Here is a 12,427-nt window from a genome sequence, read left to right as displayed (position 1 = left end):
AGCCGTTGCTCAGCCCGCTCTCACACCGCGAGGCCCTGAGCTAGGCTTTTGTTTCTGGGCGCCGAGAAGAGGGTGCCCCCACAACGCCAATCGAGACGGCGATGATTACCCCCAAAATTGCCATCCCGGCAAAGAGCTGTGGGGAATTCCCCCCATTTCCTGCCACTGTAATGGCGGACGTTGCCCAATGCATGGGGAAAAGATGAACAAGGGCGCTCAGTGCCGCATTCAGATCCGTGCCCGTGGACGCCGCCTTCCACGCCCATCCTACGACGCCCACCTGGAGCACGCCGAGCAGGATACCCAGGCCCCACCCCGGGACACCAAGGCCACGAACCAGGGCGAACATCGCGCTTGCCGACGCCACCCCGGCCCCCACCGCCGCGAGCACCGCCCAGCCCACGGCAGTAGCGGTCACACCGGTGGCCAAAAGAACCATGAGAAGGCCAACAATCACGCCGATCACCGCCGCGCCGCCAATCAGGGTCACGAGACGACGCTCAACACGGGTGAGCAGGGCACCCAACACACCGCCACCAAGAACAGCGAGCGCGGCCAGCAGCATCGCCACGATGGGGCTTAGCAGCTGCGCGGGCTCAGAGTGCTGCTGTGCTGGGCCAGCCACGGTGGGCAGGGCGCGCTGTGCACCCTGAACCTTGGTCTTGTTCTGCTGGGCCATGCCATCAACCTTCTCGGCACCGGCTACAAGCTCATCGACGCCCTTGAGCGCCTCATCCACCTTGGCGTTAAGCTCGCCAATACCGGCGTTAAGCTGCTTGGCACCCTCCGCAGCTTGGTAGACGCCGTCATGATAGGCGTAGCCATTGACCGCCAGTTGGTTTGAAAGCTCACGCGATCCGTCCTTGAGCTGGATGAGCTGGTCCTGGATGGATTGGTCAAACTGGAAATTCTCCACCTGGGCGCGCAGATCACCGAGCTGTGAGCGAATTTCCTTCGCCTCACGGGAGTTGTTGCCCTCAAGATCCTTGACGGTGCCGTCGATAGCTTCGAGGATTTGGCCACGCACCACGCCGAGGCCGACGACTTGATCGACGGCGCTACCGACGCCGTCGGCAAGCTCGGTGGCACCATTGCCCAACTGAGCGGTGCCGGACTGCAGCTGGACAAGCCCGTCGTACAGCTCTTGTGAGCCGCCCGCGAGCTGGTCCACGCCGCCGCCCAGTTCGTCTGCGCCGCCTTTGAGTTCGCCGGTACCATCGGTGAGCTGCTGTGTTCCGTTGGCCAGGAAGCCGGCCTGAGCATTGGCTTCGGTGAGGGCTCGGGCAACATCATAAAGCTCAGTAGGATCAATCGTGCCGTCACTGGGTGCACCGGCCTGCTCCTCTGACCACGCTTGAGCTGGTTGCCACTGGGACGCAGTGGCAACCACTGCACCGACGATGAGCGGTAGAAGGAAAAGGGCGGCGATCAGCAGCGAGCGAGTGCGCCCGGGCTGCTCGGCATCAGAAGAAGTGGCTAGGCGTGAGGTCATGGTATAGAAACTATCGCTCACGCTGGGAAAAAGGCGTCAGGCGCGCGGAAAGGCCCCGCCGGAGAGTATCCGACGGGGCCGCGATATTGAGTGGTCACATTCCGCTCAACTGTTTAACGCCTAGGCGTTCAGCTTCTACTGTTTACTTCTTCTCAGCGAAGAGCTCACGCACGCGCTTGCCCAGCTGCGGGGAGACAGCGTCCCAGTAGGCGTAGACGCGCTCCTCAGTCTCCGGGGATACACCAGCCATGGCGTTGGTGATGTTGTCCGCCATACGCTCCTTGGCGGCATCATCGTAGACGTTCTCGTACAGGTCGGTGGCCTGAACGGTGTCGTTGTCCTCAGCGTGGTGAATGTACGGCGCACGGACCAGGTCGATGCCGGCCGGGTCCGGGTTGACGTAGAGATCCGGAGCGGTGGTGGTCTCCTGCTCCTTGAAGCGCAGGTTCTCGTCACCGTCGAGGTAGCCGCCGCCCTTGGCGTGGCGGTTCGGGGAGTACACCGGATCCTCCGGGGCGTTGAACAGGTACTGCATCGGGCCCTCGTGCTCGTAGGTGTTGACCTGGTTCACGGGCTGGTTGACCGGAAGCTGCTTGTAGTTCGGTCCGATGCGGTAGCGCTGCTGGTCAGAGTAAGCAAAGGCACGAGCCTGCAGCATCTTGTCCGGGGACAGGCCAATGCCCGGAACGATGTTGGCCGGATCAAGTGCAACCTGCTCAATCTGTGCGAAGAAGTTGCGCGGGTTGCGGTTGAGCACGAAGTATCCGACATCCACCAGTGGGTAGTCCTTCTTGGACCAGACCTTGGTCAGGTCGAACGGGTTGAAGCGGTAACCCTCGGCCTCAGCGACCGGCATGATCTGAACCTTGACGTCCCAGACCGGGAAGTTGCCTTCCTCGATGGCGTTGTAGAGGTCCTCGCGGTGGTAGTCAGCGTTCTGGCCGGCCACCTCGCCTGCCTCAGCGTCGGTGAAGTTCTCCACGCCCTGACGGGACTTGAAGTGGTACTTCACCCAGAATGCCTCGCCCTGCTCGTTGACCCACTGGAAGGTGTGGGAACCGTAACCGTTCTGGTGGCGGGTGGTCTTTGGGGTACCGCGGTCACCCATGAGGTAGGTCACCTGGTGGGTGGTCTCCGGGTTACGGGTCCAGAAGTCCCACTGCATGTCAGCATCGCGCAGGCCGTTAGTACCCAGGCGCTTCTGGGAGTGGATGAAGTCCGGGAACTTGATGCCATCACGGATAAAGAACACCGGGGTGTTGTTACCCACGATGTCGTAGTTGCCCTCTTCAGTGTAGAAGCGCAGCGCGAAGCCGTGAACGTCACGCCAGGTATCCGGGGAGCCCTGCTCACCAGCAACGGTGGAGAAGCGGCCCATCATCGGGGTAACGGTGCCCTTCTGGAAAAGCTTGGCCTTGGTGTAAGCGGACACATCCTCGGTGACGTGCAGCTCACCGAAAGCGCCGTGGCCCTTCGCGTGCGGGGTACGCTCCGGAACGCGCTCACGGTTGAAGTGGGCCAGCTTCTCAATGAGATGGATGTCATTGAGAACAACCGGACCGTTCTCACCGTTGGTGATGCTGGTATTTTCGGTGGCCACCGGCTGGCCGGACGGGCGGGTGGTGTTCGGGCCACCCGGGGCACGCTGGCCCTTGTCCAGTACCTTGTCTGCTGCAGATTCGTTCGAAGCGTTAGTCATTGGGGAAAATTCCTCCTAATTCGGTTGATAATTTGAGGATTATTATCAATCTCGGACGTTTCATAGCCTACCGCCGAAATATGACCCCCGCAACAGGTTCACCAAACCGAACGCCACCTCACAGCGATAACTAAGGTGGCCCACCGCTGCTGGTAGATTGTGGGAGGTGAAACCCCACTCCGAGCGCGATGATACGCGCGTTACCGACCTTGCACTAAAGGCGGGACGCGGCGACCGCGCAGCATTAACGGAGTTCATTAAGTCCACCCAGGATGACGTCTGGCGCTTGCTTGCTCACCTCGGCGGACCCGACATTGCCGATGACCTAACCCAGGAAACCTACCTGCGCGTCATCGGCGCCCTCCCCCGCTTTGCCGCGCGTTCCTCTGCGCGCACGTGGCTACTCTCCCTTGCCCGCCGCGTATGGGTGGACAACATCCGCCACGACATGGCACGCCCCCGGAAATCTGCCACCGAATATGAGGATGCGGCGGCCCTAGCCCCAGCTCCCGAGAACGCCGGCACGTGGAGCGAATGGATCGACGCACGTTCGCTTATCGACGCCCTCCCCGACGATCGTCGCGAAGCCCTCATCCTCACCCAGGTGCTGGGCTACACCTATGAGGAGGCTGCCAAAATCGCCGGGGTGCGCGTGGGCACCATCCGCTCACGAGTAGCCCGAGCACGAAAAGACCTCATCGACCACCGCGAATAATCGTTACCGAGCCGTTATAAAGTGCAAGCCTCGACGTACACACCTGCACAGACACTGAGAACATTACCCTACTGTCACACGCATCACACCGCGTTGAGACCGTTTCAGCTGGAAAATACCTGTCCGCCATGCCTAATGTTTTTCGAGGCACACGTGATAAATCGATAGTCGACCCGGGCCGCGCGGCCTCCGACCGCCCGCATCACGCCTCAAAAAGTGACGACCCCCGGCTCGTGTGAGATTGAGAGACCTCTTAACCTTATGTGGAAACGCGCAGTGGCCATTTCTATGGCCTTTATCGGCGTCGTCGTTGGCGCCGGCTTTGCATCTGGACAAGAAGCGATGCAGTACTTTGTGGCATTCGGCAATTGGGGCCTGTGGGGTGTGGTACTTGCCGCAGCCCTCATGCTGATTACCGGTGTTTCGATCCTGCAGTTGGGATCGTACTTCCAGGCTGATGAGCACACTGCCGTCTACGACAAGATCAGTGGCCCGATCATCTCTCGCGTCCTGGACTATGGAACGCTTGCCACGCTATTCGCCATCGGCTTCGTCATGTTCGCCGGTGGTGGCTCTACTATTAGCCAGCAGTTCGACGGTGTCCCCATTTGGGTCGGTGGCGCGATCATGCTCGCCTTGGTCCTCCTCGTCGGCCTCCTCGACGTGGACAAGGTGACCTCCGTCATCGGCGCGATTACGCCGTTCATCATTATCTTCGTCGTCTTTGCCACCGGCTACACCATTGTGGTCACGGATGTGGATTGGTCCTCCGCCAACGAGTTCGCCGTGGCACAGGTGGAAAGCCCAATTGGCAGCTGGTGGCTGGCAGCCCTGAACTACACCGGCCTCAACGTCATGTGCGCGGTGTCCATGTCCATCGTGATTGGCGGCAACATCCTGGATAACCGCGCCGTGGGTATCGGCGGTTTCTTCGGCGGCATCATCTATCTTGTACTGCTGGCTCTGCTCGTGGTGTCCCTGTACATGGTGGCCCCTGAGGTCAACGGCCAGGATCTTCCGGTTCTCACGCTGATTAACAACGTGAACCCGGCACTGGGTTACTTCATGACCTTCATCATCTACGGAATGGTCTTCAACACCGCCATCGGCATGTTCTACGCCATGGGCAAGCGCCTGACCCGCAAGAAGCCGAAGCTCTTCTACCCCGTCTACGCCGCGGCCTGTGTCATCGGCTTCATCCTGTCCTTCGTGGGCTTCAAGAAGCTGGTCTCCAGCGTCTACCCAATTCTGGGTTGGATCGGCCTGCTCATGATCGCGGTGATGGTCATCAGCTGGATCACGCAGCGCGACAAGATTACCTCTGAGTCCCGCCGTCGTGTGCGCGCCCGCAAGCTGGTGAAGCGCCGTCTGGACCCGCGTGAGCACTTCACCAAGAAGAACGAGCGCGAGCTACGCAAGCTTGCTGCAGCCTCCAACATGAAGACCGAGGAGTTCGTGGAGACTGTCGCCGAGGAAATCCACGAGGAACTCGAGGCGGATGACGAGATCGAGTACGACCGCGAGGACCCGGATCCGTCCGTAACCTATGTGGAGCACACTCAGCCTGAGGTTCCCAAGAACTAGCAGGGGCTCACAGGACTACGGCTGAAGAGAGCTCGGCGCTCTTATCGGCCCTCGAAACGAAGAAAGTCCGCCGCCAGATAAAATCTGGGGTGGACGTTCGTTGTTTTTGGCTGCCAATAAGGCATCCCGGACCTCTCGGTCCTTTTCGGGCGCACCCTATGGGTGCGGCGTCTTAGACCAGCAGCTCCGCAATCTGAATAGTGTTGAGGGCTGCGCCTTTGCGGAGGTTATCACCGGAGACGACGAAGACGAGTCCCTTGTTGTCCGCGACCGTCTGATCCTGGCGGATACGCCCCACCAGGGAGAGGTCAATGCCGGTGGCAGCCAGCGGGGTTGGAACGTCGACGACCTTGACACCGGAGGCATTGGAAAGAACCTCGCGGGCCTGCTCCGGGGTAATCGGCTTCTCAAATTCCGCGTGGACGACCATGGTGTGGCCGGTGAAGACCGGAATACGGACGCAGGTACCAGAAACCTTCAGCTCAGGGATGCCCAAAATCTTGCGGGACTCGTTGCGCAGCTTCTGCTCCTCATCGGTCTCCTCCGAGCCATCGTCAACGAGGTTGCCGGCCATCGGCAACGCGTTATAGGCAATCGGGGCCACGTAAGGGCCGAGCTCGTCCTCAGAGACGTCGAGCACGGAGCCGTCATGCGCCAACTCCACGTTCTGGTGGCCCAGGGATGCGACCTGCTTGGCCAGTGTCTCCACACCAGCGAGGCCGGAGCCAGAGACTGCCTGGTAGGAGGCCACGCGCATGGTGGTGAGACCGGCGGCGTCGTGAAGCGCCTTAGTGACCGGCATAATTGCCATCGTGGTGCAGTTCGGGTTCGCAATAATTCCCTTGGCAACGTTCTTCGCCTCTTGCGGGTTCACCTCGGAGACAATAAGCGGAACCTCGGGATCCTTGCGCCAGGCGGAGGAGTTATCCACCACGGTGGCACCCGCCTCCGCAAAGAGTGGAGCGTACTGCTTGGAGGTAGAACCGCCCGCAGAGAACAACGCGATATCAATTCCGGCGAGGCTCTCTACGGTCTGCTCCGCCAGATCCTCCACAACAACCTTGTCCTCACGGAAAGTCAGTTCTTGGCCTGCCGAGCGCGCGGAGGCGAAAAAACGGACCGTGTCAGCCGGGAAATTGCGCTCTTCCAGGATGGACCGCATCACGCGGCCGACCTGCCCGGTGGCGCCTACAACTGCAACAGTGGTCATGACGTTAACTCCTTGATCCTTAGTGCGTTCTCTAGCGTCCGGTACCAGCGTAGACGGTAGCAATCTCATCGCCACCCAGCTGGAACTTCTCATGCAGTGCGACGGCAGCCTTCTCCAGGTCTGCCTCGCGGGTAAGCACAGAAATGCGAATCTCGGAGGTAGAGATGAGCTCCATGTTGACATCGGCATCACGCAACGCCTCGGTGAAGTCTGCGGTAACTCCCGGGTGGGACTTCATGCCGGCACCGACGAGGGACACCTTGCCTACTTGGTCGTCGTACAGCACATTGGCCCAGTGGCCATCCTGCTTGAGCTTGGCCAAAAGCTCCATGGCGCGCGGGCCATCTGCGCGCGGGCAGGTGAAGGTGATGTCAGTGGTGCCGGACTCTAGGGAAGAGACGTTCTGCAGGACCATGTCGATGTTGATCTCTGCATCCGCAATGGCACGGAAGACCTTGGCGGCCTCCCCTGGGCGGTCCGGGATGCCGAGGACGGTGACCTTGGCCTCGGAACGGTCGGTAGCGATGCCGGTAAGTACTGCTTCTTCCACGGGGATATCCTCCATTGAACCGGCGATGAGCGTGCCGGGGTCGTTTGAATAAGACGAGCGAACTCGCATAGGAACGTTGAACGCGCGGGCGTACTCGACGCTGCGCAGAACCAAAATCTTGGAGCCCACTGCTGCCAGTTCCAGCATTTCCTCAAAGGAAAGCTTTTCCAGCTTCTGGGCATTCGGCACGATGCGCGGGTCAGCGGTGTAGACGCCGTCCACGTCCGAGTAGATTTCGCATACATCTGCCTTGAGCGCTGCCGCAAGAGCGACTGCAGTAGTGTCTGAGCCACCGCGGCCGAGGGTGGTGACATCACGCGTGTCCTTGTTCACGCCCTGGAAACCGGCGACAATGCAAATTTTGCCTTCGTCGAGAGCCTCGGTGAGGCGGCCTGGGGTGACATCGATAATCCGGGCATTACCGTGGCGCTCAGTGGTGAGCACGCCGGCCTGGGAGCCAGTGAAAGAACACGCCTGGGCACCCAAAGACTCCACCGCCATCGCCACGAGGGCGTTCGAAATACGCTCACCGGCGGTGAGCAGCATATCCATCTCACGCTGCGGTGGGACCGGGTTTACTTCAGCGGCAAGGTCAAGGAGCTCATCGGTGGTGTCTCCCATGGCGGAGCACACGACGACGACGTCGTGACCCTGCTTCTTCGTCGCTACAATGCGCTCCGCGACGGCGCGGATGCGCTCTGCGCTTTCGAGGGAGGATCCCCCGTATTTCTGTACGACTAGGGCCACTGATGGTCCCACCTTTCGTTTTCGTGAGGGCCAATACCTGTTCACCGCCCAATACCTATAGACCGGCAGTCAACTCCTTTAGCCTACCGCCCTCACAGCGCGACCGAAACACCAAACGCACTTTAATTCCGGGTAGGGTGGATACGATGCTTTCTAATGTGGTTGCCGTTGCTTTTGCACTGGCCTCGGCGCTGGTCATTGCGTGGGGCACGGTGATTCGTCACCGTATTGTGCTCGACGCCAGCTCCACCAGCGTGATGCGCACTGCACTGCGAACCCCCCTGTGGTGGGTGGGTACTGGCGCTGCTGTGGTGGCGTATGTGTTGCAGCTCATCGCCCTTCATTTCGGAACACTGCTTATCGTGCAGCCCATTCTTGTGCTTTCGCTCATGTTCACGCTGCCGCTTGCGGCGTGGTATTCGCGGCGCCGCATGCCTGCCCGCGAGATCACCTGGTGCGTGGCGCTGACCATCGCCGTGGGCATCCTCGTTGTGTATGGGCGTCCTACCAAGGGCTTGTCGACGCCCACGTGGTCCCAATGGTGGCCCGCTTTCGCCGTCGGCGCCGTGGCGTTGGCCGCGCTGTTCGTCGCCGCCTATAACCGCCCAAAGGAATCCGCCCTGGCGCTCGGCACAGCGTGCGGCATTCTGTATGGCTACGTTGCGCTGGTAGCTAAAGCGGTCGTGGACATCTTTTCCCACGAAGGTGTCGCGGCCATGCTGGGCAGTTGGGAGCTCTACACGCTCATTGGGCTCGCAGGGGGTGGCACGGTCATTCAGCAGTATTCTTTCCACGCCGGCGCCCTCGCGCACTCTTTGCCGGCTATGACCATCATGGAACCCATCGTGGCCTTCGGCCTGGGCTACTGGGTGCTGGGAGAAAAGTTCCAGGTGAACTCTAGCGTGGGCTGGTGCGTCATGGGCGGCTCGTTGGCCATCATGGTTATCGCCACGGTTGTCCTGTCGCGTCTTCCCGTCAACACCGGCACGGCTCGACGCACCGATCAGTCACCGCGCTAGATAGCCCACTCAAACACGACAATCATGTAGGCGGAAAACCACGCCGACCAGACGACCCATGCTGCACTACCCAGCCAGGACATGCGACGCGGCAGCGCAGCTACAGCACGCACCGTCCACGGCACAAGAAGCAGCGCGACGGGCAGCAGCAAACGAGGACGCGAGTGCATAATTCCGTCTGACAACAGGACGTTCGCTGCAAGAGCTACGCTAAACCACCACGCCACCGGGTTCGCCTTGCCCCACGACGCCACAATGAGGACGACAGTACCCAAGATGACGAGCACGGAGAGCAGATATCCCACATTGTTGTTCTTCGTCAGGGTTTCCCACACAAAGGTCGCGGTGGCAACTCCACCATCGAAGGTGGAATGCCAGTGTTTGGTCTGTATTCCGAAGTAGCCGCCCACATCTGCCAGGTAGCGCTGTGCCCACAGCAGGTAAGCAGGCAGCGGAAGCGCAGCGATGATGAGGCTCACCCACGCCTGCCATGTCCGGCGACCGTAGATGAGTACCCACAGACCGAAGACGGCAAGAAAGTCCACGGAGGTTAACCGGACAAAGGACAGGAGGAAGCCCAAGGCACCGGCCCACCACCAGGCGCGCTGGTCCAAGGCCACCAACCCCCACACCACGAGCGCACCAAACAGCGCCTCCGTATAGGGCATGGAGAACACGATAGACATCGGCGCGCTCGTCACCACGAATGCCGCCGCCACTTGGCCAGCGCGGCCAGCGCCAATCCGGCGCGCCAGCACCATGACACCCGCAGCCATGACCGCAGTAAATACCGTATTAATAAGAAGAGCCGAAAGCTCCAGACTCAGCCCTGTCCAGCCGAGCGCGCGCAGCACCATGGGGAAGCCCGGAAAGAAAGCCATGGTGGTTTCATGGATCGGACCATCGGTGGTGATGTCAGCATCAAAATAGCCAACACGAGCGATTTCAAGGTAGTACTTGGCGTCCCACGCCAGCAGCTGATCCCACAGTTCACGCTCATGAACCGAGCTCAGAAGACGCAGCACTCCGATGCGCACGGCTGCACCAATGACAGCAACGGCAACGGCCGGAAGAATCAGGGCAATGTAGCCGAAGCCAGATGTAGCCTCACCCTTTTCGGCCCGCTCCTCACCTTCCCCTTCACCATGTTCGCCACCCTGCCCGTCACGTTGCTCAACACCACAGTCGTCATCCCCCGGGTGGAGCTCGGGAGGGGTGCCGACAAGCGCGGATTCACGCTCCGATTCCGCAGCATTCAGATCGAGTTTCTCTTCAGTCACAATGAACATCGTAACCACCCCCACCCAGATCCCAACATGTGAAATCGGTTGCCACAGAGTGAGAGGCGCTGTATTGTGGCTCACATGACATTGCGGCACACCCTTCTCCTTAGTAGCCGCGGCGGGATTTAGGTTCGTCTTTCACGGCCAGCGCCCCGTCGCGGAGCGCGGTGATGCTTAGCCCACCGCAGCTGGCCGTCATCACACACAGCCACAGCCCCAAGGAAGAGAAACCTCCATGTCCCCCAACGATTCTTTTATCTCCGCTCCGCGTGACATCACCACCCCCAACGGCCCACGCAATGAGAACCAGCCCGCGTGGAACAAGCAGCGCGGTTCCTCCATGCCCGTAGGGCGCTACCAGAACTTCGCCCAAGAAGTTGAGCCCGTAGAACTGCCGGATCGCACATGGCCGGATAAGAAGATTACGGTTGCCCCGCAGTGGTGCGCCGTCGACCTGCGCGATGGCAACCAGGCCCTCATCGATCCAATGAGCCCAGAGCGCAAGCACCGCATGTTCGACCTGCTGGTAAAGATGGGCTACAAGGAGATTGAGGTGGGCTTCCCGTCTGCGTCCCAGACGGACTTCAACTTCGTGCGCGAGATCATTGAGGGCAACAAAATCCCTGATGACGTCACTATCCAGGTCTTGGTCCAGGCGCGCGAGCACCTCATCCGCCGCACCTTTGAAGCCTGCGAAGGCGCCAAGAATGTCATCGTGCACTTCTACAACTCCACGTCCAAGCTGCAGCGCCGCGTGGTTTTCCGCAAGGACCGTCCCGCCATCAAGAAGCTGGCAACGGATGCTGCGGAGCTCATCAAGGGTATTGCCAAGGACTACCCGGACACCAACTGGCGGTGGGAGTACTCGCCGGAGTCCTTTACCGGAACCGAGCTGGACTTTGCCGTAGAGGTGTGCGACGCGGTTGTGGACATCATGGAGGCCACCCCGGAGAACCCGATGATCATCAACCTGCCATCCACGGTGGAGATGATAAGCCCGAATGTCTATGCCGACCAGATCGAGTGGATGCACCGCAACTTTGACAAGCGCGATTCGATCATCATGTCCCTGCACCCGCACAATGACCGCGGTGAAGGCATCGCTGCCGCCGAGCTGGGCTACCTGGCCGGCGCCGACCGCATCGAAGGCTGCCTGTTCGGCAACGGCGAGCGCACGGGCAACGTGGACATCGTCACCCTGGGTTTGAACATGCTCACCCAGGGGGTGGACCCACAAATCGACTTCTCCGACCTGCCCAAGATCCGCGAAACCGTGGAGTACTGCAACCAGCTGCGCGTGCCGGAACGCCACCCCTATGGTGGCGAGCTCGTCTTCACGGCGTTCTCCGGCTCTCACCAGGATGCGATCAACAAGGGGCTCGACGCCCTGGCCCAGGTGGTCCGCCCGGGAGCGAACAACACCGACGTGTCGTGGGAGGAGCTGCGCGAGACCACGTGGGAGGTTCCCTACCTGCCCATCGACCCAAAGGATGTCGGCCGCGACTACCAGGCTGTTATCCGCGTGAACTCGCAGTCCGGCAAGGGTGGCGTTGCCTACATCATGAAGACCGACCACGGCATCAACATGCCGCGCGCAATGCAGGCAGAGTTCTCCTCCGCGGTGCAGGCGGTGACCGACGCCGAGGGAGGCGAGGTTAACTCCAAGAACATGTGGGATATCTTCGCCACCGAGTTCCTGGACCGCACCACCCCGCTGGAGCTGGAATCTTTCCACGTTGATAACTCCACGACGGATTCTGAGGACGCGAAGGTAACCGCCACGATCACCTATAACGGCGAGAACCACGTTGTCTCCGGCAGCGGCAACGGCCCGGTGGCCGCTTATGCCAACGCCCTGGAAGGCGTCGGCATCGACTTCGAGGTCATGGATTACTCCCAGCACTCTCGTAGTGCTGGTGATGATGCCGAGGCGGCCTGCTACATCGCTGCGGAGGTCAACGGTACCCACGTTTGGGGTGCTGGAATCGCAGGCTCGACCACGCGCGCTTCCATCAACGCGATCACCTCAGCCATTAACCGCGCCAACTAGCACTCGTTAGCTGCACACAAGTACAGACATCCCCCGCCCGTCGTCCTAGCCCCGAATATCGGGATAACACGACGGGCA

The 12,427-nt window shown here is 60.6% G+C and carries 9 protein-coding genes; 4 read left to right on the top strand and 5 right to left on the bottom strand.

Annotated features, from left to right (window positions below):
• Positions 1–40: 40 nt before the first annotated feature.
• Entirely contained in the window at positions 41–1,492 is a 1,452-nt protein-coding gene (locus CSING_RS00995) for a membrane protein (protein ID WP_042528933.1), read from the bottom strand.
• Between the two features lie 142 nt (positions 1,493–1,634).
• Complete coding sequence (locus CSING_RS00990; protein ID WP_042528931.1) at positions 1,635–3,191, bottom strand: catalase; 1,557 nt, start codon at positions 3,189–3,191, stop codon at positions 1,635–1,637.
• A gap of 166 nt (positions 3,192–3,357) precedes the next feature.
• Here CSING_RS00990 and CSING_RS00985 point away from each other — a divergent pair, with 166 nt between their 5' ends.
• Entirely contained in the window at positions 3,358–3,906 is a 549-nt protein-coding gene (locus CSING_RS00985) for an RNA polymerase sigma factor (protein WP_042528929.1), read from the top strand.
• A gap of 261 nt (positions 3,907–4,167) precedes the next feature.
• Complete coding sequence (locus CSING_RS00980; RefSeq protein WP_042528927.1) at positions 4,168–5,490, top strand: YkvI family membrane protein; 1,323 nt, start codon at positions 4,168–4,170, stop codon at positions 5,488–5,490.
• A gap of 172 nt (positions 5,491–5,662) precedes the next feature.
• Here CSING_RS00980 and CSING_RS00975 read toward each other — a convergent pair whose 3' ends face one another.
• Together CSING_RS00975 and CSING_RS00970 are read right to left on the bottom strand one after the other, a co-directional pair.
• The gene (locus CSING_RS00975) at positions 5,663–6,700 is read right to left on the bottom strand and encodes an aspartate-semialdehyde dehydrogenase (RefSeq protein WP_042528925.1); all 1,038 of its coding nucleotides are present in this window, start codon (positions 6,698–6,700) and stop codon (positions 5,663–5,665) included.
• A gap of 31 nt (positions 6,701–6,731) precedes the next feature.
• A complete protein-coding gene (locus CSING_RS00970; RefSeq protein WP_042528922.1) occupies positions 6,732–7,997 on the bottom strand; it encodes an aspartate kinase in 1,266 nt (421 codons plus the stop codon).
• Positions 7,998–8,143: 146 nt separating this feature from the next.
• On the opposite strand from CSING_RS00970, the gene CSING_RS00965 reads away from it, so the two are divergent.
• A complete protein-coding gene (locus tag CSING_RS00965; protein WP_042528920.1) occupies positions 8,144–9,016 on the top strand; it encodes a DMT family transporter in 873 nt (290 codons plus the stop codon).
• On the opposite strand, the gene CSING_RS00960 is transcribed toward CSING_RS00965, so the two are convergent.
• Positions 9,013–10,296, bottom strand: a complete 1,284-nt coding sequence (locus CSING_RS00960; protein WP_236683997.1) for a mannosyltransferase family protein — start codon at positions 10,294–10,296, stop codon at positions 9,013–9,015. The two genes, CSING_RS00965 and CSING_RS00960, sit on opposite strands and share 4 nt — an antisense overlap.
• A 238-nt stretch (positions 10,297–10,534) precedes the next feature.
• On the opposite strand from CSING_RS00960, the gene leuA reads away from it, so the two are divergent.
• A complete protein-coding gene (leuA, locus tag CSING_RS00955; RefSeq protein WP_042528918.1) occupies positions 10,535–12,349 on the top strand; it encodes a 2-isopropylmalate synthase in 1,815 nt (604 codons plus the stop codon).
• The last annotated feature ends 78 nt before the right edge of the window (positions 12,350–12,427 follow it).

This window comes from Corynebacterium singulare (assembly GCF_000833575.1).
Lineage (GTDB): Bacteria > Actinomycetota > Actinomycetes > Mycobacteriales > Mycobacteriaceae > Corynebacterium > Corynebacterium singulare.
This window is presented reverse-complemented; position numbering and strand designations above follow the sequence as displayed.

What these genes read in the sequence shown, in the direction of transcription:
- CSING_RS00990 (WP_042528931.1), bottom strand. Translation starts at nt 3,191, where the DNA reads ATGACTAACGCTTCGAACGAATCTGCAGCAGACAAGGTACTGGACAAG.
- leuA (WP_042528918.1), top strand. Translation starts at nt 10,535, where the DNA reads ATGTCCCCCAACGATTCTTTTATCTCCGCTCCGCGTGACATCACCACC.
- CSING_RS00980 (WP_042528927.1), top strand. Translation starts at nt 4,168, where the DNA reads ATGTGGAAACGCGCAGTGGCCATTTCTATGGCCTTTATCGGCGTCGTC.
- CSING_RS00965 (WP_042528920.1), top strand. Translation starts at nt 8,144, where the DNA reads ATGCTTTCTAATGTGGTTGCCGTTGCTTTTGCACTGGCCTCGGCGCTG.
- CSING_RS00995 (WP_042528933.1), bottom strand. Translation starts at nt 1,492, where the DNA reads ATGACCTCACGCCTAGCCACTTCTTCTGATGCCGAGCAGCCCGGGCGC.
- CSING_RS00975 (WP_042528925.1), bottom strand. Translation starts at nt 6,700, where the DNA reads ATGACCACTGTTGCAGTTGTAGGCGCCACCGGGCAGGTCGGCCGCGTG.